The organism is Pseudonocardia hydrocarbonoxydans (assembly GCF_006539565.1).
Lineage (GTDB): Bacteria > Actinomycetota > Actinomycetes > Mycobacteriales > Pseudonocardiaceae > Pseudonocardia > Pseudonocardia hydrocarbonoxydans.
The window spans coordinates 16,455-42,204 of record NZ_BJNG01000005.1; the positions used below are offsets into that span (position 1 = coordinate 16,455).

Genomic DNA, 25,750 nt, shown 5'->3' on the forward strand with positions numbered 1-25,750 from the left:
GGAGGAGCATCTCGGGAGCCCTCACGCCGGCACCGGTACCAGCGCCGTGAGGACCGTCGCGGCGCGGGCGGCCCCGTCCAGGGTGATCCCCGCCACGGCCACGGCCCCCGGGGCCAGCAGCCGGGGCCCGCGCAGCAGCCGGGCGACCTCCTCGACGGCCGCGTGCTCGTCGACGACGTCGGCGAGCCCGAGCCCGGCGAGCCGGGCCGCCCGGACCGCCTGCCCGCGGCGGGGGCCGCGGCGCGGCACGAGCACCGGGCGCAGACCGGCGGCCAGTGCCTCGGCCGTCGCGTCGTACCCGGCCGTCTGCAGCACCGACCCGGCGGCCGCGAACGTCTCCGCGCAACCCGGTGCGTTCCGGACCAGGCGCAGCCGGCCCGCGACCGACGGGTCCACGGTCGGCCCGCCCGGCCCGGTCCGGGTGGCGTACGGGCCGGCGACGAGCACCGCGCGCAGCCCGGGGGTCCGGGCGACCAGGGCGGCCCCGAGGCGGAACACCGCCCCGCCGTCCCCTCCCCCACCCGCCGCCACCGCCAGCAGCCGGGGGTCGCGGCGGCGCGGGGCCGCCACCTCGGTGACCCAGCCGCAGTACCGGGGAACGACCGGCAGGCCGTACTCCCCCTCGTGGTCGCATAGCACCCGGTCGCCGTGGACGAGCACCTCGTCGAACCGCCGCGCCACGCCGGACCAGCCCCCGCCCGCCGGCTCGGCCCGCACCGTCGCCTGCTCGTCGAGCACGTCGCGCAGGCCGAGTACCAGCGCCGCTCCACCGGCGGCCGCCGCGTCGAGGCCGGGCAGCAGCTCGCCCGCCACTCCGAAGGGGTGGCGGTCCACCACCACCACGTGCGGACGGGCGGACCGCACGGTCTCCAGGACGGTGTCCGCACGGCGCGCCAGCGTCTGCTCCAACCCCGTGTCCGGGGTGCGGTGGCCGCCCTCGGGGTCCGCGATCAGCGCCGGCACGCGCACCACCCGCAACCGGGGGTCGTCGCCCAGCCAGTTCGGGTGCAGCGGCAGCCCGGTGACGATCGTGACCTGGGCGGCCGGGTCGCGGGCGAGGACGGCCCTGGCGACCAGCGCGTTGCGGCGGGTGTGTCCCGGCCCGACACCGTCGTGCGCGCAGAACAGGTAGCGAGCCATGGCCGCCAGCGTCGTCGCGACGTGGTCGCGGCCACCACTGCTCGATCGTCGTAGCACCGGCGGGCCGCCCCCGGCCCGCGGTCTAGGACCGACGTCCGATTGAGACCTCAACCCGGCGTACGGGACGGTGGCCCGGTCCGTCCGTACCGGCCGAGGAGTCCCATGCGTGCAGTCGTCAGCGGCCACCGGGCCGGGGCGCGGGCCTGGGCCAGCACGGGCCGGCGGTACGGGGAGGTGGCGCAGCGGGCACCGGGGCCGACGACCCCACGGCCGGCCCGTCCTGACGGCTCGGCGGTTCCGCAGGTGACCCGGGACACGGCATACTCCGCTGCCGCGGGGCCGACCGGGCCGGGCCGTCCCGTCCGGTCCCCACACGATTGGTCAGGAGCGGTCGTGGCACCCACCCCCACCCTGCCTGCGGCGCACGCCCGCACCGCCTCCCGTGCGGTGCCGGGGCGCGCTCCGCACCGCCGCGAACCCCGGCACCCGCTGCTGACGTTCGTGCTGGCGGGGCTGACCACCGGGCTGCTGCTCGTCGTGGGCGGGGCGCTGGTGGGCCGGGCCGCCGCGCGCGCCGAGGCCGTCCGCGACGCCAGGGCGGTGGCCACCGCGGTGGCCCGCACCACCGTGGAGCCCCAGCTGCGCGACGAGCTGCTGACCGGTGACCCCGCCGCCCGGGAGGTGCTCCGGTCGCTGTCGCAGCACCTCACGACCGACCTGTTCACGCGGGTCAAGCTGTGGACCCCGCAGGGGCGCATCGTGTTCTCCGACGACCCGCGGCTGACCGGCCGGGCCTTCGCGCTGGGCGAGGACGCCCGGGAGGCGCTGGCCTCCGGCGAGGCCGTGGCCGAGATCAGCGACCTGTCGAAGGAGGAGAACGGACTCGAACGCGAGCTGGGTGTCCTCCTCGAGGCGTACGTGCCGGTCCGCACCCCCGGCGGTCAGGTCCTGCTCTTCGAGGCCTACACGCCGCTGAGCTCGGTGTCCGAGCGGGCCGCGGAGGTCTGGGCGACGTTCCTGCCGATCACCGTGGGCGGGCTGGTCCTGCTCCAGCTCGTCCAGCTCCCGCTGGCCGCCCGGCTGTCCCGCCAGGCCCGGTGGGCCCGCGAGGAACGCGAGCGCATGTTCGACCACGCCCTGGCCGCCTCGGACACCGAGCGCCGCCGGATCGCCGCCGACCTGCACGACGGTGTGGTCCAGGACCTCGCCGCCACCGCGGTGTCGCTGTCCGGCACGGCGGTGCTCGCCGGTCGGAAGGGGTGCGCCGACGAGGCCCGCAACCTCGCCGGTGCCGCGGACGCCGTGCGGGCCGCGATCCGCGCCCTGCGTTCGCTGGTCGTCGACATCTACCCGCCCAACCTGCGGCGGGCCGGCCTCGCGGCCGCGTTGCCCGACCTCGCGGCGGGTCTGGGCGGCCGGCGGGTCGCGGCCACGGTCGACGTCGCCACCGGCGCCACGGCGGGCGCGGCGGCGGAACGGTTCCTCTACCGGGTGGCGCAGGAGGCGCTGCGCAACGTCGTCACGCACGCCGGTGCCGCCGCGGTCGACGTGCGGCTCGAACGGTCCGGGAACCGGCTGGTGCTCACCGTCACCGACGACGGGGCCGGGTTCGACCCGGCCGGGCTGGACGCCCCGGGTGACGGCCGCCCACGCCTCGGGCTGCGCCTGCTCGGCGACCTCGCCCTCGAGGTCGACGGCGACGTCGAGGTCGAGTCCGGTCCCGGTGCGGGCACCCGGGTGCGGGCCACGGTGCCGGCGTCGTGATCCGGGTCCTGCTGGTCGACGACCACCACGCGCTGCGCCTGGGCATGGAGCAGCTGCTCACCACCGCGGACGACATCGAGATCGTCGGCGGCGCCGCGGGCGGCGAGCAGGCGCTGGAGCTCGCCGTCCCCCTCGCACCGCAGGTGGTGCTGATGGACCTGTCGATGCCCGGCATGTCCGGCATCGAGGCGACGCGCCGGATCCTGGACCTGCTCCCCGACGTCGCGGTGGTCGTCCTCACCTCGTTCGCGGACGAGGACATGGTGGTCGACGCGATCGAGGCCGGGGCGATCGGCTACCTGCTCAAGGACGCCGAACCCGACGAGCTGATCCGGGCGGTCCGGGCGGCGGCGCGGGGCGAGTCGCCCATGGACCCCCGTGCCGCCCGGACCATCCTCACCCGCCGTTCCGTGGCGGTCGAGCTGTCCGCCCGGGAGCGGGAGGTGCTGACGCTGGTGGCCCGCGGTCTGGCCAACAAGCAGATCGGGCGGGCACTGGGCATCACCGAGCACACCGTCAAGGCGCACCTGACCAGCATCTTCGCGCAGCTGGGCGTGAACGACCGGACGAGTGCGGCCATGTGGGCCCAGCGCCACGGCCTGACCGGCAGGTCCTGAGCGCGCCCGGCCGGCCGGCGCCGTCACCCGTGGCCTCCGCTCCGGGGCGACCGCCCTTACACATGAACATCTGAACAAGTATTCTGATGTTGTGGCGCACCCGGCATCACACGACACCCCTGACCCCGATGGAGTGCCCGTGCAGCTGACCCGTCTCCCGCTCCGGCGAGCCGTCCTCGCAGCTGCTCTGCCGTTGTTGCTCGCCGGCTGCGCCACCACCGGTGGTGCAGCGCCGCCCGGGGAAGCCGCACCGGCGACGCTGACGCTGGCCACCGGGTTCGCCATCGACGACCTCGACCCGCTGGAGAACGGCTACTGGGGCCCGGAGTTCGGCTACGTCGAGCTGCTCATGCGGCCCGAACGGGGCGGCGAGCCGAGCCCGTGGGTGCTGTCCGGGCTCGAGAACCCCGGGCCGCTCACCTGGGTGCTCACCCTCAACGAGGGCATCTCGTTCCAGAACGGCACGGTGCTCGACGGGGAGGCGCTCGCCGCACTGCTGACCTACCAGCTAACCGGGAGCCCCGACTTCGCCGCGGCGCTGCCCGGCGCCACCGTGGCCGCCACCGGCCCGCTCGAGGCCACGCTGACCACCACGCGGCCGGCCCCGAACGTGCCCGCACTGCTCGCCGACGAGTCGATGGTGCCGGTCTACGACGTCGCGGCGTACCAGGCGCACGTCGCGTCCGGTGCGCCCGCTGCGGACCTGGTGGGGGCGGGACTGTTCACCGCGCCGTACGTCGTCGACAGCCTCGACGGGGAGTCGATGCAGCTCTCGCCGAACCCGGCCTACTGGGACGGCGCCCCCGCGCTGGAGGACCTGACCGTCCGGTTCGTGCCCGAGGTCTCCGCGCGCATCCAGGCCGTGCAGGCCGGCGAGGCCGACATCGCGCTGTACCCGCCGACGGCCTCGGCACAGACGCTGAACGGTCGCAGCGACTCGTACTTCGTCACCGGCGAGCCGACCGGGCCGACGTTCGTGCTGGAGTTCAACCAGCGCGCGGCCCCGTTCGACGACCCGCTGGTGCGCCGCGCGGTGTACGCGGCCGTCGACTACGACCAGCTGGCCGACGAGGTGATGAACGGGCTGTACTCGCCCGCCATCGGCCTCTACGACGACGCACGACCGTGGGCGGAGAAGACCCAGGTCACCGACGCCGCGCAGGCCGGCGCCCTGCTCGACCAGGCGGGCTGGACCCGCGAGGGCGACGGCCCCCGCACCCGTGACGGCGCACCGCTGACGTTCACGATGCTCACCTACCCGCAGCAGCCCGACTCCGACACCCTCGCGCTCGCCGTGCAGAGCCAGCTCGCCACGCAGGGCGTGGCCGTCGACATCACCCAGGTCCCGGACATCACCTCGGTCGTCGAGCAGCCCACCGGCTGGCAGGCCTCGGTGCGGGGCAACGGGTTCATCTCCTTCGGCGGCGACTACGTCACGCCGCTGGTCAACTCGCTGCGCACCGGCGGGCCGAGCAACTACACCGGCGTGGCCGACCCGGAGCTCGACGCGCTGATCGATCAGCTCGGCGTCGAGCTGGACACCACCGCCCGCGACGACCTGCTGCGCCGGATCCAGCAGCGGGTGGCCGAGAACGGCTACCTGGGCTACCTCGGCATCCGGCTGCCCGCCGTGGTCGCCGGACCGGCGTGGCAGGGGTATCCGGTGCCGATCTCCAACCTCTGGGTGGACGCCACCACCGCGCCGAGCGGCTGACGTGCGGGCGGTTCTCCGGCGGTTCGGCCAGGCCCTGGTGACGCTCGGCGGGGCGAGCGTCCTGATCTTCGGGATGCTGGCGGTCACACCGGGCGACCCGGCGCGGCGGGTGCTGGAGGCCCGCGGCGTGCGCGAGCCGACCCCGCCGATGGTCGCGGCGGTCCGGGCGGAGCTGCGCCTGGACGACCCGCTCGTGGAGCGCTTCGCGCGCTGGGCGGGCGGGGCGCTCACCGGCGACCTCGGTATCTCCTGGCGCACCGGGCGGCCCGTGGTGGAGGAGTTCGCCACCCGGCTCCCGGCCACGCTGCGCCTCACCGCGGCGGCGCTGCTGATCGCCGTCGTCCTCGCGCTGCTGCTCGGGGCCGCGGCCGCGGCTGCGCCGGGGCGCTGGCCTGACCTGACCTCCCGCGGGGTGGCGCTGGGGATGCTGGTGGTGCCCGGTTTCGTGCTGGGCGTGCTGGCCCTCGACGTGCTCGTGGTGCGCGCCGGGCTCGGGCGGGTGATCGCCGACGGAACCTGGGCCACGGTGTTCCTGCCGGCCGTGACGCTCGCGCTCGCCTCGGCCGCCTACTGGTCCCGGGTGCTGCGCACCAGCCTGCTGGAGGCGCAGTCGGCGTCGCACCTGAGGGTCAGCGCGGCCCGCGGGTCGAGCCGGTGGCGACGGCTGCGGGTGCACGAGCTGCCCAACGCCGTTCCGCCGTTCCTCACCGTGATCGGTCTGGGCACGGCGGGCCTGATCGGCGGAGCGCCGGTCGTGGAGAGCGTGTTCACCTGGCCCGGCATCGGGCGGCACACCGTGGAGGCGATCAACGCCCGGGACATGCCGGTCGTCGTCGGGTTCACGCTGGTGGCGGTGCTCGCCTACGTCGTCACCAGCCTGCTCGTCGACCTGGTGTGCGCGACGATCGACCCACGGCTGCGCACACGATGACGGCGCTGGGGATACTCACCCCGGCCACGGTGCGCGAGGTGGCGCCGCAGGCCGTGCCGCGCGCGGTGTGGCGGGCGCTGCTGCGCCGCCCGGCCGCCCGGATCGGCCTCGCGCTGGCCCTGCTGCTCGCGCTCGTCACGCTGCTCGGCCCGCTGTTCACGGCCGACCCCGACCTGCCCGACTACGCCGACCAGCTCGCCCCGCCCGGCCCGGTGCACTGGCTGGGTACCGACCAGGCCGGACGCGACCTGCTCGCCCGCAGCATCGCGGCCGCCCGCACGTCGGTGGGCGCCGCACTGCTGGTGATGACGCTCTGCGCGGTGGTCGGGGTGGTCGTCGGCACGGTCAGTGGGGCGGTGGGCGGCCGGCTCGACACCGTCCTCACCCGGTTCACCGACATCCTGCTCGGGCTGCCCACGGTCGTGCTGACGCTCGCCGTGATCGGGGTGCTCGGGCCCGGGTTCTGGAACCTGGTGCTGGCGATGTCGGCGACGACCTGGGCCCCGCTCGCCCGGCTCGCCCGCAGCGTCGCGCGCGGCAGCGCGCAGCGGCCCGACGTCATCGCCGCCCGGATGGCCGGGGTCCGGCCGCTGCGGCTCGCACTCGGACACGTCCTGCCCGCGACGGCGTCGCAGGTGCTGGTCGCGGCCACGCTCGGGCTCGCCGAGATCGTCCTGCTGCTCGGCAGCCTGTCGTTCCTCGGGCTCGGGGCGCAGCCGCCCACCGCGGAGTGGGGCAACATGCTCTCCACCGGCCGCGAGACGTTCGCGTACGCGCCGTGGCAGCTGGTCGGGCCCGGGCTCGGACTGATCCTGTCGATCACCGCGGCCACCCTCGTCAGCGACGCGCTGCGCGACGTCACCGACCCGGGGCGGCGCACGTGACGGACCCGCTCGTCGTCGACGCGCTCACGGTGACCTACCCGGACGGCCACCGCGCGCTCGACGCCGTGAGCCTGACGGTCGGCGCCGGCGAGCGCTGGGCCGTCGTCGGCCGGTCCGGCAGCGGCAAGACCACGCTGGTTCGCGCGGTGCTAGGGCTGCTCCCGCCGCGGACCCGGGTCACCGGGAGCATCCGGGTCGGCGGACAGGAGGTACTGGGCGCGCCGGAGGCCGTGCTGCGGGCGGTGCGCGGACTCGTCGCCGGGTACGTGCCGCAGGACCCCTACGCCGCGTGCGACCCGCTGCGCACCGTCGGCCACCACGTCACCGAGGCGTGGGCCGTGCACCGCAGGCGCCCACCCGACGGGGCCGTCTCCGCCGCGCTGGACGGCGTCGGCATCCCGGACGGCGGTCGGCGCGCCCTGCAGCACCCGCACCAGTGGTCGGGCGGCATGCTGCAGCGGGCGACGCTGGTGGCCGCCACCGCGCACGCTCCGCTGCTCACCCTCGCCGACGAGCCCACCAGCGCGCTGGACGCCGAGCTCGCCGACGACGTCCTCGACCTCGTGCGGCGCACCTGCGGCGCGCTGCTGCTGATCAGCCACGACCTCGCGCTCGTCGCCCGGCACACCGACTCGACGCTGGTGCTCGCCGACGGCGCGGCCGTCGAGACGGGGCCGGCCGCGAGGGTGCTGCGCTCCCCCACCGCGCCCGAGACCCGCGAGCTCGTGGCCGCGGCGACGGTGGTGCCGCGGGCCGCCCCGGCCGCGGCGCCCGGTGCGCCGGTGGCGCGGGCCGACGGCGTCTCACGGCGCTACGGCGACGTCACCGCCGTCGAGGACGCGACGCTCACCGTGGCCGCGGGCGAGATCGTCGGCATCGTGGGGCGGTCCGGGTCCGGGAAGTCGACGCTCGCGCGGCTGATCGGCGGCATGGAACGACCGGACACCGGCACGGTGCGCCTCGGCGCGGGCGACGGCCGGCTGCGCCCCGGCTTCGTCATGCCGATCTTCCAGGACCCGGTTGCGAGCCTGGACCGGCGCTGGGCGCTGTGGCGCACGCTCACCGAACCTGCTCTGGCGCGCGGCGAGCGGCACTCACGCCGGGCCCGCCGCGCGCTCGCGACGGAGGCGCTGGAACGCGTCGGGCTCGGCGACATCGACGTCGACCGGCTGCCCGGATCACTGTCGGTCGGGCAGGCCCAGCGTGTCGCCGTGGCCCGCGCCCTCGCCGCCCGCCCCGCCCTGCTGATCGCCGACGAGCCCACCGCGAGCCTCGACGTGGCGAGCGCCGCCGCGATCACCGCCCTGCTGCGCGAGATCGCCGACGCCGGGGCAGCGCTGCTCGTCGTCAGCCACGACGCGCCGCGCCTGGGCGGGTACGCCGACCGCGTCGTCACCATGGACGCCGGCCACCTCACCGAGGACGGAGCCCTCCGCGATGCCCCCGTCTGAGCGCGTGCTGCTGCTCGTCGCCCGCCCGACGGTGCCCTGATCAGCCCGCTGCCGCCCCGACCCGGAGCGTGCGCTGCAGGAACGCGACCTGCGCGGCGGCGGAGCGCTCGAACATCTCCCCGGAGTAGATGTCGAAGTGCCCCGACGGGAGCTCCAGGATCTCCGAGCCCGCCCCCGCCTTCGCCGCCACCGCGCGGACGGCGGCGGGCGGGGCGATGTTGTCGTCGGCCGCCACCACCAGGAAGATCGGCGCCCGCAGCCGCGACGCCGCCGTCACCGGCCGGTTGAGCGGGATGAGCAGCGCGCCGCGGGCGCACATCTCGTTGCGGAAGGTCGGGCCCATGATCGAGCGGTAGCCGGTCTCGGCCCCCTCGGCGGTGATCGCGGCCAGCGAGCCGGGCGGGCCCACCACCGGGATGAGGTGCGGCTCGCGGCCCAGCAGCGCACCGGCGATGTCGCGCAGCGCGTGTCCGGTCAGCTTCAGCAGCTGCCCGATCCCGGCGTAGCGGCCGATCTCCAGCAGCGCCGCGAGGCCGTCCATCGCCGCGCCCTGGGAGATCACCGCGGCGACCTGCCCGTCCTTCGCCGCCACCGGCACCACGTGGCCGCCGGAGTAGGAGCTTCCCCAGAGCACGATGCGGTCGGCGTCGACGCCGTCGAGGCCGCGGGCGTGCGCGATCGCCGCGTGGTAGTCCTCGCGGTGCCGGGCGTGCCACACGTTCTGGCGCGGGGTGCCGTCGGAGGTGCCGTAGCCGCGGTAGTCGAACACCAGCACGTCGGCACCCGCCTCGGCGAACCGCTCCGCGAACGGCAGCAGCCCCGCGTCCCGCGTGGCCCCGAACCCGTGGCCCATCACCACGCACGGGCGGCCGCGGGGGCCGGTGAGCGCGTCGGACCCGGCCCGCAGGTACCAGGCCGCGCACCGCGTGCCGTGACTGTCGAACCCGGTCTCGGTGACCATCCGCGCTCCTCCGTGCTGTGCGACACATCCTGTCGCCGGGACGCTACCGGCCGCACCCGTCGCTACGGTGATCAGCGTCCTGTGCCGAACCCGAAGGAGTACCCGTGTCGATCCCCACCGACGAGAACCGCAGCCTGCTCACCGTCGTCGCCACCATGCGCGCGAAGGCGGGCCGGGAGCAGGAGCTCCAGGAGGTGCTGGAGGGCCTGATCGCCCCCACCCGCGCCGAGGCCGACTGCGTCACCTACGCCCTGCACCGCGGCACGCAGGACCCGTCGGTGTTCGTCTTCGTCGAGCACTGGACGGACCAGGCCTCGCTCGACGCCCACCTGGCCACCCCGCACCTGCAGGCCGCGCTGCCCCTGATCCCGGAGCTGCTCGACGGCGACCTGGTGATCACCCCGCTGGACCGCATCGCCTGAGACGTCCCCCGGCAGGCGGTCAGCTCCCGGTGAGGAAGCTGGCCGTCGTCGGGGTGCCCGCCTCCAGCTCGCGCAGCCAGCCGGCGTCACCGGTGCCCAGTACGGCGACCGACCCGGCCAGCAGCCACACCAGCGACGGCACGAACTCCGTCATCAGCACCTGCCGCACGCCCGGCACGTCGGCCGTCGCGGCCTCGCTCTCCAATACCCCGGCGACGTAGCGCGCCCGCGCCGCGTACCGCTTGCCCATCGCGGTGCCGATCCAGCCGAGCACCTCCTCGACCCGCTCCGGACGGTCGGGGGTCGCCTCGCGGACCAGGCTCAGCAGCCGCACCAGCGTGAGGGTGGCCATCAGCTGTGCGGGCCCGTTGTCGCTCTCGGGCACGGCGCGGGAGTCGACGTCGTAGAGCTGCGCCGCGGCTTGGCGCGCCGGCTCGGGGGCCGGCTCCTCCAGCGTGGCCTCGACCGCGCGCTGGAGCAGGTCGCCGATCGCCTCGGCGGCCTGCGCGATCTCCCGGGCCCCACGCTCGTCCGTCATGCCGCCACCCTAGGCAGCCCCCGCCCGGCGGTGCACATCCACCGGCCGCGGCTCCTACGAGCAGACCGCACCCTGCGCCGCGGACCCGACGAGCTTCGCGTACTTGCCCAGCACCCCGCGGCGCAGCTCGGGGGTGGGGGCGGGCGGCGACCAGCCCTCGCGGCGCCGGGCCAGCTCCGCGTCGTCGACGAGCAGGTCGAGCGTGCGCGAGGCCATGTCCAGCACCACCCCGTCGCCGTCGCGGACGAGCGCGATCGGCCCGCCGTCGACGGCCTCGGGAGCGACGTGCCCCACGCACAGCCCCGTGGTGGCCCCGGAGAACCGGCCGTCGGTGAGCAGCAGCACATCCTTGCCCAGGCCCGCACCCTTGATCGCGCCGGTCACGGCGAGCATCTCGCGCATCCCGGGACCGCCGCGCGGCCCCTCGTACCGGATGACGACGACGTCCCCGGGCTGCAGGTGGGGCACGGCGTCCATCGCGCCCTGCTCGCCGTCGAAGACCCGCGCGGTGCCCTCGAAGCGCGACGAGTCGAAACCCGCGCTCTTGACGACGGCGCCGTCGGGGGCGAGCGAACCGTGCAGGATCGTGATGCCCCCGGTGGGGTGGATCGGGTCCGACAGCGCGCGCAGGATCTCCCCGTCGAGGTCGGGCGGGTCGATCACGGCGAGGTTCTCGGCCACGGTGGATCCGGTGCAGGTGAGCACGTCGCCGTGCAGCAGCCCCGCGTCGAGCAACGCCTTCATGACGACGGGCACGCCGCCGACCCGGTCGACGGTGGACATCACGTGGGCCCCGAACGGCTTGACGTCGGCCAGGTGCGGCACCCGGTCGCCGATCCGGGTGAAGTCGGCCAGCTCCAGCGGCACCCCGGCCTCCGCGGCGATGGCCAGCAGGTGCAGCACCGCGTTGGTGGACCCGCCGAACGCCATGACGACGGCGATCGCGTTCTCGAACGCCGGCTTGGTGAGGATCTGCCGGGCGGTGATGCCCTTCTCGATCATCCCGACGACCGCCTCGCCGGACGCGCGGGCGATGCCGTCACGGCGCCGGTCGACCGCGGGCGGGCTGGCCGAGCCGGGCAGTGCCATCCCCAGCGCCTCGGCGGCGGAGGCCATCGTGTTGGCGGTGTACATGCCCCCGCACGCGCCCTCGCCGGGGCAGATCGCGCGCTCGATGGCGTCGACCTCCTCGCGGGTGATCAGCCCGCGCGCGCACGCCCCGACGGCCTCGAACGCGTCGGCGATCGTCACCTCCCGCTCCCCCACGTACCCGGGCATGATCGACCCGGCGTAGAGGAAGACCGCGGCGAGGTCGAGCCGCGCGGCCGCCATGAGCATCCCGGGCAGGCTCTTGTCGCAGCCTGCGAGCAGCACCGTGCCGTCGAGCCGCTCGGCCTGCACCACGGTCTCCACGGAGTCGGCGATGACCTCGCGCGACACCAGCGACCAGTGCATCCCGACGTGGCCCATCGAGATCCCGTCGGAGACCGAGATCGTGCCGAACTCCATCGGGAACCCGCCCGCCCGGTGCACGCCCTCCTTCGCGGCGAGGCCCAGGCGCTGCAACGACAGGTTGCACGGGGTGATCTCGTTCCAGCTCGACGCGATGCCGATCTGGGGCTTGCCGAAGTCCTCGTCGCGCATCCCGACCGCGCGGAGCATGCCCCGGGCGGCGGTGCGCTCGATGCCGTCGGTGACCTCGCGGGAACGGGGCTTGATGTCGGTCATGCACGGGCTCCAGACGTCGTGGGACCTACAGCTTTCCTGGCGACGACGAGCACCACCACACCGGACAGCACCATGAACCCGGCGACGACCAACATGCCCGCCCGGAAGTCGCCCGTGATCCCCTGGAGCCACCCCGTCAGGTACGGCCCGACGAACCCGGACAGGTTGCCGAAGGAGTTGATCAGCGCGATGCCCGCGGCCGCGCCGACGCCGGTCAGGAACGCCGGCGGGATCTGCCAGATCACCGGGATCGCCGCGAACACCCCGCACGGCCACCCCCGCCGCCCCGACGAACGCCGGCCCGGCGACGTGCCACGCCCGCTCCCCCGTGGCGTCGGAGTGCCGGGCGTTGAGCACCATCACCACCGACGCCACCACGTACGGCACCGCGGTGATCAGCCCGATCTGGACCAGCGAGAACCGCACGCCGAACTGCTCCTGCAGGTCCGACACCACCTGCGGCAGGAAGAACGCCAGCACGTAGAGCCCGAACACCACCCCGAAGTAGACGACCGACAGCGCCATCACCCGGCCGTCGCGCAGCGCGTCGCGCAGGCCGGTGGTCTCCGGCACCTGCGCGGTGTCCTCGGCGGCGATCACCGCCTCCAGGGCGCGGGCCTGGTCGCGGGTGAGCCAGCGGGCCCGCGTCGGGCGGTCGGGCAGCAGCACCAGCACCAGGAACCCGGCCAGTACCGCGGGGATCCCCTCGGCGAAGAACATGAACCGCCAGCCCTGCTCGAACCCGAGCACGCCGTCGCCGTTCTCGATGAGCAACGTCGAGATCGGGGCGCCGAGCACCGTCGACAGGGGTACGGCGAGGAAGAACAGCGCCACGACCCGCGCGCGCTGTGCGCGGGGGAACCAGTACGTCAGGTACAGGATGATCCCGGGGAAGAACCCGGCCTCGGCCACGCCGAGCAGGAACCGCACGGCGTAGAAGCCGATCTCGTCGGTGACGAACGCGGTGGCGGAGGCGATGATCCCCCAGGTCACCATGATCCGCGCGATCCACAGCCGGGCCCCGACCCGGTGCAGGATCACGTTGCTCGGCACCTCGAAGAAGAAGTAGCCGACGAAGAACAGCCCGGCACCCAGCCCGTAGGCCGCGGCGGAGAGCCCGAGGTCGGGGTTCATCCGCAGCGCCGCGAACCCGACGTTGACGCGGTCGAGGTAGTTCAGCAGGTAGCAGAACCCGAGGAACGGCAGCAACCGCCACATCGCGCGCCGCACCGCCGAGGACAGCAGGGCATCGTCGGCCATCCGCACTGCCTACCCCCGGCGGTGGGCGCCGACAACTCAGGACACCAGTGGCGCCAGCGTCTCCAGTACGCCGCGGTTGACCGCGCACAGGTCGGCCGTGGTCTCCCTGGCGAGGGTGACGACCCCGGCGATGCCGTTGCCGACCTGCATCGTCGACAGGCACAGCGGCGCCTGCCCCGCCGCGGGCTCGGCCCGGTGCTCCAACCCCGGCCGCCCGGCGAACTGGGTGGCGACGCCCGGCCGCGCCGCCGGGTCCGTGCTGTAGGTGCCCACGGCGGGGCCCCAGCTCAGGACGGCGGTCAGGGCGTCGGAGGAGTAGTCGCAGCCGACCCGGTAGAGCGTGCCGGTGTCGACCGGTGACGGGAACGGGCGCGGATCGATCCCCGGCGGCCGCACCCCGGCGGGGAAGGCCGACCAGCCGACCGTCGAGCACGGGTCGAACGGGGCGCCCACGTCCTCCGCCGTGGGGAAGCCCTCCAGCGAGCCCAGCGTGAGCGCGCCCGGCGCCGGGACGGCCGGACCGGGCAGCACCGCCGAGTCGACCCCGGCGCGGGCGGTGGCGCAGTCCGCGGCGGTGACGGCGAGGGTCTCGCGGAACAGGTAGGGCAGCGACGGGGCGAGCAGCGTGGTGTCGCCGGCCTGCCGGGTCACCGTGCAGCCGTCCGGGGCGTCGTCGACGACCTCGACGCGGCCGTCGGGCCGCATCGAGGCCACGCCCTCGACGTCCACCTCGACCTGGGCCAGCCCGAACGCCACCTCGACGCCCGGGACCGCGCAGGCCCGGGGGCCCTCGACGGTGGCGTCCCCGGCGTCCGGGGCGAGGGCGGCGAGCACGGCGCACGGGTCCTGCCCGCCGAGCGCGAACGCCGGGTCGGTGCCGGCCGCGGACCGCAGCGGGGGGTCCTCGATGCGGGCGGCGACGTCGGCGAGGTACCCACCGGCCAGCACGCAGGACGCGGCGGCGTCGTCGGCGACCTCACCGCGCACCACGACACCCCAGCCGAGCGCGACCTCGCGCCCGTACCCGCACTCCGGACGGCCCTGGGCCGCCGCGGCGGGGGCGACCGGCACGTACCTGCCCCCCTCGGCCTTCGGCGGGGTGCCTGGGCCGGGCACGATCTCCGTCACCTCGACGGTGACGTAGGACAGGGCACCGTCGTCGGCCGTCTCCAGCGCGATCTCGCAACCGTCGTAGCCCCGCACCGGTCGCACCGCGAAGGCGACGGCGCCGGTGCGCCGCTCGGCCGCGGCGACGTCGTGCACGGCGCACACGTCCCAGGTGCGGAAGATCGCCATCTGCTCGGCGAGCATCCGCTGCCCGTCGCCGAAGGCCAGGCCGGCCACGGGCACGTCGCGGGCCGGTGACCCGGTGCCCGGCACGACGGCCGAGCACCCGGCCGCGGTGGCCCAGGTCGTGAGCGCGGCCAGCGCCGCCACCGCCGTCCGCGCCCGCATCGGGCGAAACTAGCAGAGCGGCACTGGTCCGTTCGTCGTAGTGCGGTTAGTCCCGATGCCCCGCACCGGCGCCCGCGAAGCCGCGGTCGCGGCGCACGTTGGCCCGGCGTCCCTTGAGGGTGGTGGTGCCGCGCAGGCTGCGCAGGACGTCGTCGGCCGCGTGCTCCGGGATCTCGACGAGGGCGTGCCGCTCGTGGATCTGGATGGCCCCGATGTCGCGCCCGGTCAGGTTCGACTCGTTGGCCAGCGCGCCCACGATGTCCTGCGGGCGCACGCCGCTGGCGCGGCCCGCGTTGACGAACAGCCGGGTGGTGCCGGCCTTCGGGGCGCGCGTGCCGGCCGCCCCGCCCCGCCCGCGGGTCTCCCGCGGTCCGCGCGCGTCACGGGCGCCCGAGCGGGGGGCGCTCACGACGGGGATGTCCTCGCCGTCGTCGGGCGAGCCCGCCGCGGCGGTCATCAGCCGGATCGCCGCGGCCGCCACGTGGGCCGGGTCGAAGTCCTCGGCCAGCCCGGCGATCATCGCGTCGACGCCGTCGGTCGCGTCGGGGGTGCCGGTCTCCAGCTCCGCACGCAGCGCCTCGCGGGTGCGCTCCAGCCGGGCCGCACGCAGGTCGGCCGCGGTGGGCACCGGCGCCATCTCGATGGTCTGGCCGGTGAGCCGCTCGACGTTGCGCAGCGCGTACACCTTCGACGGCGGCGCCAGCGTGATCGCGACGCCCTCGCGCCCCGCCCGGCCCACGCGGCCGATGCGGTGCACGTAGGCCTCGGAGCTCTGCGGCACGTCGTGGTTGACGACGTGGGTGAGCAGGTCGATGTCCAGGCCGCGGGCCGCGACGTCGGTGGCGACGAGCAGCTCGGTGCGCCCGCTGCGCAGCCGCTCCACCACGCGGGTGCGGTGCTCCTGGTCCATGCCCCCGTGCAGCGCCTCGGCGCGCAGGCCGCGGCCGGTCAGGGTCTCGGTGACGGCGTCGACGTCGAGGCGGGTGCGGCAGAAGACGATGGCCGCCTTGGGCCGCTCGGCCTCCAGCACGCGCCCGAGCGCGGCGGTGGTGTGCGTGCGCGGCACCAGGTACGCGGTCTGGCGCACCTGCGGCGCCTCGCCCTCGACGGCCTCCTCGCGGGCGATCCGCACGGTGACCGGCTCGCGCAGGTACTTCTGCGCGAGGGTCTCGATGCGGCGCGGCATGGTGGCGCTGAAAAGCACCACCTGGCGGGTGTCGGGGGTGGCGTCGAGCAGCGTCTCGATCTCCTCGACGAAGCCCATGTCGAGCATCTCGTCGGCCTCGTCGAGGACGACCATCTCCAGGTCCTGGAGCTTGAGCGCGCCGCGGTTCATCAGGTCGATCGCGCGGCCCGGGGTGGCCACGACGACGTCGACGCCCTGGTGCAGGCCCTTGAGCTGGGGGCCGACGGGCGCGCCGCCGTAGACGGTGAGCACGCGGGTGTGCAGCCGTGCCCCGTAGCGGGTGACGGCCTCGGACACCTGCAGCGCGAGCTCGCGGGTGGGGGCCAGGATCAGGCCGAACGGGGCCGCGCCGCGCTCACGCGCCGGGCGCAGGTCGGTGAGGCGCTCCAGCATCGGCAGCGCGAACGCCGCGGTCTTGCCGGTGCCGGTGGCGGCCTGGCCGAGCAGGTCGCGGCCCTCCACCAGCGGGGTGATGGCCTCGGCCTGGATCGGGCTCGGCCGGGTGTAGCCGAGCTCGTCGACGACGGCCAGCAGTTCCGCGCGCAGCGGGAGGTCGGAGAACAGGGGCAGGTCGAGCGCGTGCTCGTTCAGAGACAAGGATCAGCTTTCGTCGCAGTCGGCGGGCACACGTCGGAGCACCCGCGGGCGAGCCCGCGGGCCCTCTGCACATGATCTGCCTGGCCGTTGCGGTCTCTGATGGCTCTCAACGCACCATCGACCACGAATACTCCCAGGTGACGCCGCTCACGGCGCGACCGGGGTCGGGTGCCGCGGAGATCACATGCGCCACCGCTCACGAAGTCACCCGGCGTTCACCTCGCGCCGGGACCCTCGGTCACGTGACGACCTCCCCCGCCCCCGCCAACCTCCGCGACCTGCGCGGCCTGCGCACCGACGACGGCCGGATCGTCCGCCGGGGGGCCCTCTACCGCAGCGAGGTGCCGCTGTCGGGCACCGCCGCGTCCGCCGCGGTGGCGATCTGGCCGCCCACCGACGTCATCGACCTGCGCGTCCCCGGCGAGGACCCCGCCCCGCACCGGCTCGACCGCCCCGGCACCACCGTGCACTCCGTGCCGATGGGCGCCGACCTCGCCCCGGCGCTGGCCGCGGAGCGGTCCACCGGCCACGACCTGGCCGAGGCCTACCGGCTCCTCGCCCGCGACGCCGCGGGCTCCATCGCCCACATCGCCCGGCTCGTCGCCTCCTCCCCCGGCCCGGTGCTCGTGCACTGCACCGCGGGCAAGGACCGCACCGGGGTCGTCGTCGCGGTGCTGCTCCGCGCGGTCGGGGTGCGCCGGGCCGACGTCCTGGAGGACTACCTGCGCACCGAGGCCAACCTCCCGCAGCTGTGGGCCACGCTGCGGGCCGCGGGGATCCACGAGCCGCGCAACCGGGCACTGATGGGCGTGCAGGCCGCGGCGCTGGAGGCGGTGCTCGACGACGTCGACGCCCACGAGGGCGGCGTGGCGGGCTGGCTCGCCGCGCACGGCGTCGAGGACGCCGTGCTGGCCCGCCTGTCGGACCGGCTGCTCGGGGCGGTGCAGGGCGCAGCCGCCTGATCGCGCAGGGCCGCCTGATCACGCAGGATCGGCGCATGAGGCTGATCCAGTGGGACGTCGACCGCACGCTGCTCGTCGGGGGCGGGGTGGGCGTCGAGGCGTACGCGGCGGCGTTCACCGCCGTCACCGGCATCCCGTGGCGCGGCGCGCTGGTGGCCGCGGGCCGGACCGACCTGTCGATCACCCCCGAGCTGTTCGCCCAGCACGGCATCGACGACGCCGGCCCGCACCTGGCCCCGTTCTTCGCCCGCTACGCCGAGGAGTTCGCCGGCCGCGCCGCCCGGATGACCACCGAGGGCCGGCTGCTGCCCGGGGCCGCCCAGGTGCTGGCCGCGCTCGCCGGCCGGCCGGACGTCGTGCAGACGCTGGTGACCGGCAACATCGCTCCCGTCGGGATCGGGAAGGTCGCGGCGTTCGGCCTCGACCCGCACCTCGACACCGCGGTCGGCGGCTACGGCGACGACCATCCCGTGCGCGCCGAGCTGGTGCGTCGCAGCCGCGACCGCGCGGAGGCGGCCCACGGCCGGTTCGCCGACGCCGACGTGCTCGTCGTCGGCGACACGGTGCACGACGTGGGCGCCGCGCTGGCCGCCGGTGTCGTGGCCGTCGGCGTCGCCACCGGCCCGGCCTCGGCCGCGGAGCTGACCGACGCGGGTGCCCACCACGTGCTCGACGACCTCTCCGACGTCGCGCACGTGGTGGCGGTGCTGGCGGGCTGAGCCGCTACTTCTTCCCGCCGTCGGCGAGGCCGGCGCGGCGCAGGGCGTCGGCCATGGCGCTGTTGCCGAGGCCCCCGCCACCGGAGCCGCCGCGGGACCCACCGCGTCCGCCACCGCCCTGGCCGCCGCGCCCGGCGTCGGCGCGCGTGCCCTCGCCGCGCCGTCCGCCGCCGTCCTTGCCGCCGCCCGACCCGCGGGGCCCCCCGCGGGGACCGCCGCCGCGGCGGTCCCCGTCGGGCCGCCCGCCTCCGGGACGGTCGCCGCCGGAGCGCCGCTCGCGCTGCGACACCGGCTTCCCGTCGGCGCCGACCTCGTCGTCGAGGCGCAGGCTCAGCGAGATGCGCTTGCGCGCCTCGTCGACCTCCATCACCTTGACGCGCACGACGTCCCCGTTCCTGACGACCTCGCGCGGGTCGGACACGAAGTCCTTCGACATCGCCGAGACGTGCACCAGGCCGTCCTGGTGCACCCCCACGTCGACGAACGCCCCGAACGCCGCGACGTTGGTGACCTGGCCCTCCAGCAGCATCCCCGGGCGCAGGTCGGAGATCCTGTGGACGCCGTCGGCGAACGTGGCCGTGCGGAACGCCGGCCGCGGGTCGCGGCCGGGCTTCTCCAGCTCACCGAGGATGTCGGAGACCGTCGGCAGCCCGAACGTCTCGTCGACGAAGTCCTTGGCCCGCAACGTCCTGATCTTCGACGCGTTGCCGATCAGCGCGGCGGCGTCGACCTTCGCGGCGGCCACGATGCGGCGCACCACGGGGTAGGCCTCGGGGTGCACGCCGGACACGTCGAGCGGGTCGTCGCCGCCGCGGATGCGCAGGAAGCCCGCGCACTGCTCGAAGGCCTTCGGGCCCAGCCGCGGGACGTCCGCCAGCGCCGTGCGGGTGCGGAAGGGGCCGTTCGCGTCGCGGTGCGCGACGATCTGCACGGCGAGGCCCTCGGTGATCCCCGAGACGCGGCGCAGCAGCGGCACCGAGGCGGTGTTGACGTCGACGCCGACGGCGTTCACGCAGTCCTCGACCACCGCGTCGAGCGAGCGCGACAGCGCCGACTCGGCGAGGTCGTGCTGGTACTGGCCCACCCCGATGGACTTCGGGTCGATCTTGACGAGCTCGGCCAGCGGGTCCTGCAGGCGGCGCGCGATGGACACCGCGCCGCGCAGCGAGACGTCGAGGTCGGGCAGCTCGGCCGAGGCGAACGCCGACGCCGAGTACACCGACGCCCCGGCCTCGCTCACCATCACCGGCGTCAGCTTCAGGGCGGGGTTGGTGGCGGCGAGCTCGCGCGCGAGCTGGTCGGTCTCCCGCGACGCGGTGCCGTTGCCGACCGCCACCAGCTCGACGTCGTGCGCGGCCGCCAGCCGGGTGAGCGTGGCGAGCGAGCCCTTCCAGTCCTTGCGGGGCTCGTGCGGGTAGACCGTGTCGGTGGCGACGACCTTGCCCGTCGCGTCGACGACGGCGACCTTCACCCCGGTGCGCAGCCCCGGGTCCAGGCCCATCGTCGCCCGGCTGCCGGCGGGCGCGGCGAGCAGCAGGTCGCGCAGGTTCGTCGCGAAGACGCCGATCGCCCCCTCCTCCGCGACGGTGCGCAGCCGCACGCGGATGTCGATGCCCAGGTGCAGCAGGATCCGGGTGCGCCAGGCCCACCGCACGACCTCGCCCAGCCACTTGTCGGCGGGGCGGCCCTCGTCGGTGATGCCGAACGCCGCCGCGATCGTGGCCTCGTAGTCCGTGCGCACGCCGGGCTCGGCGGGCTCCGCCGACGGTTCGAGGGAGAGCTCGAGGATCTCCTCCTTCTCCCCGCGCAGCGCGGCGAGGATCCGGTGGGAGGGGAGCTTGGTGAACGGCTCGGAGAAGTCGAAGTAGTCGGAGAACTTGGCGCCCTCCGCCTCCTTGCCCGGCCGGACCTTCGCGACGAGCACCCCGCGCGTCCACATCCGCTCGCGCAGCCCGCCGATGAGGTCGGCGTCCTCGGAGAAGCGCTCGACGAGGATCGCGCGCGCACCCTCCAGGGCCGCCGCGGCGTCGGCGACCGTGTCGTTCACGTACCCGGCCGCGGTCTCCTGCGGGTCGAGCGACGGGTCGCCGAGCAGGGCGTCGGCCAGCGGCTCCAGGCCCGCCTCCCGGGCGGCCATCGCCTTGGTGCGGCGCTTCGGCTTGAACGGGAGGTAGATGTCCTCCAGCCGCGCCTTCGACTCCGCGGCGCGGATCCGGCCCTCCAGCTCGGGTTCGAGCCTGCCCTGCCTGCGGATCTCCTCCAGCACGGCGGTGCGCCGGTCCTCCAGCTCCCGCAGGTAGCCCAGGCGCTCCTCGAGGGTGCGCAGCTGCGCGTCGTCGAGGGTGCCGGTGGCCTCCTTGCGGTACCGGGCGATGAACGGGACCGTGGCGCCGCCGTCGAGGAGCTCGACGGCCGCGGCCACCTGGTTCCGCCGGACGCCGAGCTCGTCGGCGATGCGCTGCTCGACGGTGTGCGGGCCGTGCGGGACGGTGTTGCGCGGGACGGGGGCGGTACTGGTCACCCGTCCATCGTCCCGGGTGCCGGTCCGCGCGCGTCGGGCAGGGGCACCGTGCCGGGCCACGTCCGCGCGGGGCGGCGGTCAGCTCAGCGTGACCCGGCCGGTCACCGCCGGGGCCGCTCCCGGCACCCCGGCCCACAGCGCGTCGGGGCCGCCGCGGGCCAGCACCGGGCTCCCGGCCGTCACCGGCTGCCGCAGCCGGTAGGAGAACCCGGTGACGCGGCGGTCCGGGGCGAACCGGCGGGGCAGCTCGAGCAGCAGCAGGGCCAGCAGCGGCCCGTGCACGACCAGCCCCGGATAGCCCTCGACGCCGGTGACGTACGGGTGGTCGTAGTGGATCCGGTGGGTGTTGTAGGTCAGAGCGCTGAACCGGAACAGCATCGCCGCGTCCGGCTCCACCGCCAGCCGCCACTCCCCCGGCGGCTCCTGCGCCGCCCCGGCCGCCGCGAGCCCGCGGGCCGTCCCGGCGGGCTGGCTGCGGTAGGCGAAGTCCTGCTCCTCGACGACGGCGACCGCCCCGTCGACGGCGAGCTCGTGGCGCACCGTCACCAGCACCATCGCCCCGCTGCGCCCGGACTTCACCTCGGCCGACACCAGCGAGGAGCGCCGGGTGACCGCGTCGCCGACGCGCAGCGGGGTGCGCACCTCCAACCGGCCCCCGGCGAACATCCGCCGCCGGTCGGGCAGCGGCGGCAGGAACCGCCCGTGCGCCGGGTGCCCGTCGTCGCCGAGCTCGGCCTGCGCGGGATGGTCGAGCAGGTGGAACCCGTGCCACATCGGGGGCAGCTCCGGCCCGGGCGCGGGCTGGTCGAGCAGCGCCGCGAACGCCTCGACGGGCCAGGGGTCGAGGCGGCCGGTGGTCGTCGACGGGCCGGGCGCCCAGCCGTGCAGGAAGCGGGCGAGATCGTCCATACCGCGATCCTGCCCTCTCACCACGGAATCGGTAAGAACCGGGTAATCGTCGGGTAAGGAAATGTCGGCGTCGACGCCCATACGGTTACCGGGTCGATCTGATTCACCCGTTCGAGGAGACCCGAGATGCGCACCATCCGCCGTATCGCCACCATCGCCGCCACTGCCGCAGCACTCGCCATCGGGCCGGTGGCCACCGCCCAGGCCGCGAGCCCGGAGATCGTCGACCCGGCCGGCGACGCCCGCAACTCGTTCAACGTCAACATCGACGAGGTCGACATCCGCGCGGTCGACGTCGCCTCGAACGGCACGACCCTCACCTACACGATCCAGGTCGGCGACTTCCCGGCCCTGCAGAACCGCACCTACGTCTACGACGTGGCGCTGACCCTGCCCGGCGGGGTGGTGCTGCACGCGGCCGCGACCAACGCGAACCCGCCGCTGTCCCGCCTGGAGTTCCGCGACGCCCTGCTCAGCGTGGGTGGGTTCGGGGAGGACGACTTCCAGTACGCGGTGCCCGGCACGTCGAGCGTGGACCGCACCACGGACACCGTGACGCTGAGCTTCCCGGTGGCCGCCGTGGAGGCCGAGTCGGCCGCGCGGGGCATCGAGGTGATCGGTGCCGCCGTCAGCGCCTCGCGGGCCGACAGCAGCAGTTCCACGAACTTCCGGGTCGTGGCCACCGACACGGCGTCCGGCGGGGCCTTCACCCTCGGCGGCTGATCGGTGCGGGAAAGCGCCCCGGAACGGTTCCGGGGCGCTTTCCGATGCCGCGCTGTTCCCGGACCAGCAGCTATTCCCGGACCAGCAGGGCGACGCACTCGAAATGGTGCGTCATCGGGAAGGCGTCGAATGCGCGCAGCCGCTCCAGTCGGTATCCCCCGGCGGCGAACAGGGCGACGTCGCGGGCCAGCGCGGCCGGGTCGCACGCCACGTGCACGATCCGCCGCGGCGCCCGGGCGCACAGCGTCTCGACCAGCGCGCGCCCGAGCCCCTTGCGCGGCGGGTCGGCGACGACGACGTCGGGCCGCCCGTCCAGGGTCTGCGCGAGCTTCTCCACCCGACCCACCCGCCACCCGATCTGCGGGAGGTCGGCGAGCGCGGCGCGGCCGTCGGCCACGGCGTCGCGGGAGGACTCGACGACGGTGACGCCGCCCGTGGGCCCGACCTGCCCGGCCAGCACGGCCGCGAACAGCCCGACGCCGCCGTAGAGGTCCCAGGCCACGCCGCCCTCGGGCGCGTCGGCCCACTCCGCGACGACGGCGGCGAGGGTGTCGGGCAGGGCCGGGTGCACCTGCCAGAACACCCCGGGCGAGAGCCGCCACTCGCGGCCGACCGCCCGCTGGACGACCGGCCCGGCACCGCCGACGTGGACGAGCCCGTCGGCATCGGAGGCCACCTCGACCTCCCCGCCCGGCTCGAACCCGTGGTCGAGCACCGGGGGCAGGGTGCCGGCGGGCGCGAGCGGGCAGTCGGCGATGGGCAGGACGTCGTGGCTGCGGTGCGCCCGCAGCCCGGCCCGCCCCGCCCCGTCGACGGCCAGCCGCACCCGGTGCCGCCAGCCCAGCGGCCCGCCGGGGAGCTCCTCGACCTCCACGCGCATCGTCAGACCGGCGAGGCGCTGCAGCTGCTCGGCCAGCACGTCGGCCTTGAGCGCGCGCTGGGCGGCGGGGTCGGCGTGCTGCAGGTCGCAGCCGCCGCAGCCCCCGGCGCGGGCCCAGTCGCACGGCGCGGGCACCCGCGCGGGCGAGGCCTGCAGGACGCGCACGGCGTCGGCCCGGCAGAACGACCCGCCGCCGTCCTCGGTGACGACGGCGCGCACCCGCTCGCCCGGCAGCGCGTGGCGCACGAACACCACGCGGCCCTCGGAGCGCGCGACGCAGTGCCCGCCGTGGGCGACGGCACCGACGTCGAGGTCGAGGATGCGGTCGGTCCAGTCGGCCGTCACCGGCGCACCTTCGCCGGGGGCGTCTCCGCACGCGGCGGGGTCTCGTAGCCGCGCCGGGCCGAGCCGGGCGGGGTCTCCGGACGGCGGGTGACGACCCGCTCGGACGACACGAGCTGCCACGGCACCGAGGTGACCATCACCCCGGGCTGGAACAGCAGCCTGCCCTTGAGGCGCAGCGCGCTCTGGTTGTGCAGGACCTGCTCCCACCAGTGCCCCACGACGTACTCGGGGATGAACACGGTGACGACGTCGCGCGGGTTGTCCGACCGGATCCGCTTGACGTAGTCGAGCACCGGCTTGGTGATCTCCCGGTAGGGCGACTCCACGACCTTGAGCGCCACCGGGATCTTGCGCTTGTCCCAGTCGCGCATGAGCCGCTTGGTGTCCGCCTCGTCGACGTTGACGGTGACCGCCTCCAGGACGTCGGGTCGCGTCGCGCGGGCGTAGGCGACCGCGCGCAGGGTGGGTTTGTGCAGGGTGGAGACCAGCACGATCGCGTGGTTGCGCGAGGGCAGCACGCCGTCGCCGTCGCCCGCGACCAGCTCGGCCGACACCCGGTCGTAGTGCTTCTGGATCGCGAGCATCAGGCCGTAGAACACCGCCATCGCCGCGATCGCGATCCACGCGCCGCGGGTGAACTTGGTGATCAGCACGATCACCAGCACGAGCCCGGTCATCCCCGCCCCGAACCCGTTGACGACCCGCGCGCGTCGCATCCGGGCGCGCTCGGCCGGGTCGGTCTCGGTGGCCAGGTGCCGGTTCCAGTGCCGCAGCATGCCGAACTGGCTCAGGGTGAAGGAGGTGAACACCCCGACGGTGTAGAGCGCGATCAGCCGCGTGACCTCGGCCTGGAAGCCCACGACCAGCAGGATCGCGACGCCGGCGAGGACCACGATGCCGTTGGAGAACGCCAGGCGGTCGCCGCGGGTGTGCAGCTGCCGCGGCAGGTAGCGGTCCTGGCTCAGGATCGAGCCGAGCACCGGGAAGCCGTTGTAGGCGGTGTTGGCGGCCAGCACGAGGATCAGCGCGGTGACCACCACGACGAAGAAGAACCCGGGCCGGAAGTCGGCGAACACGGCGTCGGCGAGCTGGGCCACGAGCGTCTGCTGGACGTAGCCCTCCGGGGCGGAGGGGAACTGCAGCTCCGGGTCCTCCGCGATCCGGGCCCCGGTGAGCTGGGCCAGCCAGATCAGGCCCATGAACATCGTCACCGAGATCCCGCCCAGCAGCAGCAGCGTGGTGGCGGCGTTGCGCGACTTGGGCTTGCGGAACGCGGGCACGCCGTTGCTGATCGCCTCCACCCCGGTGAGCGCCGCGCAGCCCTGGGTGAACGAGCGCAGCACCAGCAGCGCCAGCGCGAGCCCGGTGAGCGCGTCGCCCTCGGCCACGAGCTCCAGGTCGGCGCTGGGCGCACGGACGTCGTCGCCGAGCAGCAGGATCCGGGTCAGGCCCCAGACGATCAGGGTGCCGATGCCGAGCATGAACGCGTAGGTGGGGATCGCGAACGCGACGCCGGACTCCCGCACCCCCCGCAGGTTCACCGCCGTCAGCACGACGATCGCCGCCACCGCGAACTGCACCTTGTGCTCGGCGACGTAGGGCACCAGCGCCCCGACGTTCGCCGCCGCGGCGGAGATGGAGACCGCCACGGTCAGCGTGTAGTCGACGAGCAGCGCACTGGCGACCGTCAGGCCGGCCTTCTTGCCCAGGTTGACCGTGGCGACCTCGTAGTCGCCGCCGCCCGAGGGGTACGCCCGCACGTTCTGCCGGTAGCTGGTGACCACCGTGAGCAGCACCACCACCACCGCGAGCCCGATCCACGGCGAGAACGCGTACGACGCGACGCCGGCGATCGACAGCGTCAGGAAGATCTCCTCGGGCGCGTAGGCGACCGAGGACATGGCATCGGAGGCGAAGACCGGCAGCGCGATCCGTTTGGGCAGGAGCTGGTGGCTGAGCCGATCGCTCCGCTGCGGCCGCCCGACCAGGATGCGCTTCACCGCGGTGGCGAGCGTGGACACGCGCGCAGCCTATGCCCGGACA

Annotated in this window: 20 protein-coding genes and 1 pseudogene; 10 read left to right on the plus strand and 11 right to left on the minus strand. The window is 75.2% G+C overall.

Annotation, left to right across the window (positions count from 1 at the left end; translation table 11 throughout):
- Window positions 1-21: 21 nt before the first annotated feature.
- On the minus strand, window positions 22-1,140 hold the full coding sequence (locus tag PHY01_RS26155; RefSeq protein WP_170183611.1) for a hypothetical protein: 1,119 nt from the start codon (window positions 1,138-1,140) through the stop codon (window positions 22-24).
- A gap of 393 nt (window positions 1,141-1,533) precedes the next feature.
- Here PHY01_RS26155 and PHY01_RS02795 point away from each other — a divergent pair, with 393 nt between their 5' ends.
- The 6 genes from PHY01_RS02795 (at window position 1,534) to PHY01_RS02820 (ending at window position 8,501) form a co-directional block, all read left to right on the plus strand.
- Window positions 1,534-2,904, plus strand: a complete 1,371-nt coding sequence (locus PHY01_RS02795) for a sensor histidine kinase (protein ID WP_141276705.1) — start codon at window positions 1,534-1,536, stop codon at window positions 2,902-2,904.
- Entirely contained in the window at window positions 2,901-3,521 is a 621-nt protein-coding gene (locus PHY01_RS02800; protein WP_141276708.1) for a response regulator, read from the plus strand. Before PHY01_RS02795 ends, PHY01_RS02800 begins: the two co-directional genes overlap by 4 nt.
- 139 nt (window positions 3,522-3,660) lie before the next feature.
- A complete protein-coding gene (locus tag PHY01_RS02805) occupies window positions 3,661-5,235 on the plus strand; it encodes an ABC transporter substrate-binding protein (protein ID WP_141276711.1) in 1,575 nt (524 codons plus the stop codon).
- A gap of 1 nt (window position 5,236) precedes the next feature.
- Entirely contained in the window at window positions 5,237-6,166 is a 930-nt protein-coding gene (locus tag PHY01_RS02810; RefSeq protein ID WP_218029980.1) for an ABC transporter permease, read from the plus strand.
- Complete coding sequence (locus PHY01_RS02815; RefSeq protein ID WP_246085656.1) at window positions 6,163-7,050, plus strand: ABC transporter permease; 888 nt, start codon at window positions 6,163-6,165, stop codon at window positions 7,048-7,050. The genes PHY01_RS02810 and PHY01_RS02815 overlap by 4 nt, the downstream gene beginning before the upstream one ends.
- Window positions 7,047-8,501: an ABC transporter ATP-binding protein gene (locus tag PHY01_RS02820; RefSeq protein ID WP_141276712.1), complete on the plus strand. Its 1,455-nt coding sequence runs from the start codon at window positions 7,047-7,049 to the stop codon at window positions 8,499-8,501. Before PHY01_RS02815 ends, PHY01_RS02820 begins: the two co-directional genes overlap by 4 nt.
- A 40-nt stretch (window positions 8,502-8,541) precedes the next feature.
- On the opposite strand, the gene PHY01_RS02825 is transcribed toward PHY01_RS02820, so the two are convergent.
- Window positions 8,542-9,462 (minus strand): alpha/beta hydrolase, encoded by a 921-nt coding sequence (locus PHY01_RS02825; protein WP_141276715.1) that lies wholly within the window; start codon window positions 9,460-9,462, stop codon window positions 8,542-8,544.
- 104 nt (window positions 9,463-9,566) lie between these two features.
- Between PHY01_RS02825 and PHY01_RS02830 the strand changes: the two genes are divergently transcribed.
- Window positions 9,567-9,884 (plus strand): putative quinol monooxygenase, encoded by a 318-nt coding sequence (locus PHY01_RS02830; protein WP_141276717.1) that lies wholly within the window; start codon window positions 9,567-9,569, stop codon window positions 9,882-9,884.
- Between the two features lie 19 nt (window positions 9,885-9,903).
- On the opposite strand, the gene PHY01_RS02835 is transcribed toward PHY01_RS02830, so the two are convergent.
- From PHY01_RS02835 to PHY01_RS02855, 5 genes and pseudogenes are all read right to left on the minus strand, one after another.
- Window positions 9,904-10,422 carry a hypothetical protein gene (locus tag PHY01_RS02835; RefSeq protein WP_141276720.1) on the minus strand — a complete coding sequence of 173 codons (519 nt, stop codon included), beginning with the start codon at window positions 10,420-10,422 and terminating at the stop codon, window positions 9,904-9,906.
- 54 nt (window positions 10,423-10,476) lie between these two features.
- On the minus strand, window positions 10,477-12,150 hold the full coding sequence (gene ilvD, locus PHY01_RS02840) for a dihydroxy-acid dehydratase (protein ID WP_141276723.1): 1,674 nt from the start codon (window positions 12,148-12,150) through the stop codon (window positions 10,477-10,479).
- Between the two features lie 333 nt (window positions 12,151-12,483).
- Window positions 12,484-13,410, minus strand: a pseudogene (locus tag PHY01_RS02845) (MFS transporter); the annotation flags it as partial.
- A 36-nt stretch (window positions 13,411-13,446) separates the two neighbouring features.
- The gene (locus tag PHY01_RS02850) at window positions 13,447-14,865 is read right to left on the minus strand and encodes a hypothetical protein (protein ID WP_141276726.1); all 1,419 of its coding nucleotides are present in this window, start codon (window positions 14,863-14,865) and stop codon (window positions 13,447-13,449) included.
- A gap of 46 nt (window positions 14,866-14,911) precedes the next feature.
- Window positions 14,912-16,648: a DEAD/DEAH box helicase gene (locus PHY01_RS02855; RefSeq protein ID WP_246085657.1), complete on the minus strand. Its 1,737-nt coding sequence runs from the start codon at window positions 16,646-16,648 to the stop codon at window positions 14,912-14,914.
- Window positions 16,649-16,890: 242 nt separating this feature from the next.
- Here PHY01_RS02855 and PHY01_RS02860 point away from each other — a divergent pair, with 242 nt between their 5' ends.
- Together PHY01_RS02860 and PHY01_RS02865 are read left to right on the plus strand one after the other, a co-directional pair.
- Complete coding sequence (locus PHY01_RS02860; protein WP_218029981.1) at window positions 16,891-17,610, plus strand: tyrosine-protein phosphatase; 720 nt, start codon at window positions 16,891-16,893, stop codon at window positions 17,608-17,610.
- A 35-nt stretch (window positions 17,611-17,645) separates the two neighbouring features.
- Window positions 17,646-18,329, plus strand: a complete 684-nt coding sequence (locus PHY01_RS02865; RefSeq protein WP_141276731.1) for an HAD family hydrolase — start codon at window positions 17,646-17,648, stop codon at window positions 18,327-18,329.
- A 4-nt stretch (window positions 18,330-18,333) separates the two neighbouring features.
- Here PHY01_RS02865 and PHY01_RS02870 read toward each other — a convergent pair whose 3' ends face one another.
- Both PHY01_RS02870 and PHY01_RS02875 read right to left on the minus strand, forming a co-directional pair.
- A complete protein-coding gene (locus tag PHY01_RS02870) occupies window positions 18,334-20,850 on the minus strand; it encodes a Tex family protein (protein ID WP_141276734.1) in 2,517 nt (838 codons plus the stop codon).
- Window positions 20,851-20,928: 78 nt separating this feature from the next.
- Window positions 20,929-21,759 (minus strand): HTD2 family dehydratase, encoded by an 831-nt coding sequence (locus tag PHY01_RS02875; RefSeq protein WP_141276736.1) that lies wholly within the window; start codon window positions 21,757-21,759, stop codon window positions 20,929-20,931.
- Between the two features lie 126 nt (window positions 21,760-21,885).
- On the opposite strand from PHY01_RS02875, the gene PHY01_RS02880 reads away from it, so the two are divergent.
- Window positions 21,886-22,482, plus strand: a complete 597-nt coding sequence (locus PHY01_RS02880) for a hypothetical protein (protein ID WP_141276739.1) — start codon at window positions 21,886-21,888, stop codon at window positions 22,480-22,482.
- A gap of 70 nt (window positions 22,483-22,552) precedes the next feature.
- Here PHY01_RS02880 and PHY01_RS02885 read toward each other — a convergent pair whose 3' ends face one another.
- Window positions 22,553-23,707 (minus strand): class I SAM-dependent RNA methyltransferase, encoded by a 1,155-nt coding sequence (locus PHY01_RS02885; RefSeq protein WP_141276741.1) that lies wholly within the window; start codon window positions 23,705-23,707, stop codon window positions 22,553-22,555.
- Window positions 23,704-25,728, minus strand: coding sequence for an APC family permease (locus tag PHY01_RS02890; RefSeq protein WP_141276744.1), 2,025 nt, complete (start codon window positions 25,726-25,728; stop codon window positions 23,704-23,706). The genes PHY01_RS02885 and PHY01_RS02890 overlap by 4 nt, the downstream gene beginning before the upstream one ends.
- Window positions 25,729-25,750 lie beyond the last annotated feature (22 nt).

Bases quoted from the DNA above. Each gene is read 5' to 3' on its own strand.
- PHY01_RS02865 (WP_141276731.1), top strand. From the start codon at position 17,646: ATGAGGCTGATCCAGTGGGACGTCGACCGCACGCTGCTCGTCGGGGGC.
- PHY01_RS02850 (WP_141276726.1), bottom strand. From the start codon at position 14,865: ATGCGGGCGCGGACGGCGGTGGCGGCGCTGGCCGCGCTCACGACCTGG.
- PHY01_RS02835 (WP_141276720.1), bottom strand. From the start codon at position 10,422: ATGACGGACGAGCGTGGGGCCCGGGAGATCGCGCAGGCCGCCGAGGCG.
- PHY01_RS02825 (WP_141276715.1), bottom strand. From the start codon at position 9,462: ATGGTCACCGAGACCGGGTTCGACAGTCACGGCACGCGGTGCGCGGCC.
- ilvD (WP_141276723.1), bottom strand. From the start codon at position 12,150: ATGACCGACATCAAGCCCCGTTCCCGCGAGGTCACCGACGGCATCGAG.
- PHY01_RS26155 (WP_170183611.1), bottom strand. From the start codon at position 1,140: ATGGCTCGCTACCTGTTCTGCGCGCACGACGGTGTCGGGCCGGGACAC.
- PHY01_RS02880 (WP_141276739.1), top strand. From the start codon at position 21,886: ATGCGCACCATCCGCCGTATCGCCACCATCGCCGCCACTGCCGCAGCA.
- PHY01_RS02815 (WP_246085656.1), top strand. From the start codon at position 6,163: ATGACGGCGCTGGGGATACTCACCCCGGCCACGGTGCGCGAGGTGGCG.
- PHY01_RS02875 (WP_141276736.1), bottom strand. From the start codon at position 21,759: ATGGACGATCTCGCCCGCTTCCTGCACGGCTGGGCGCCCGGCCCGTCG.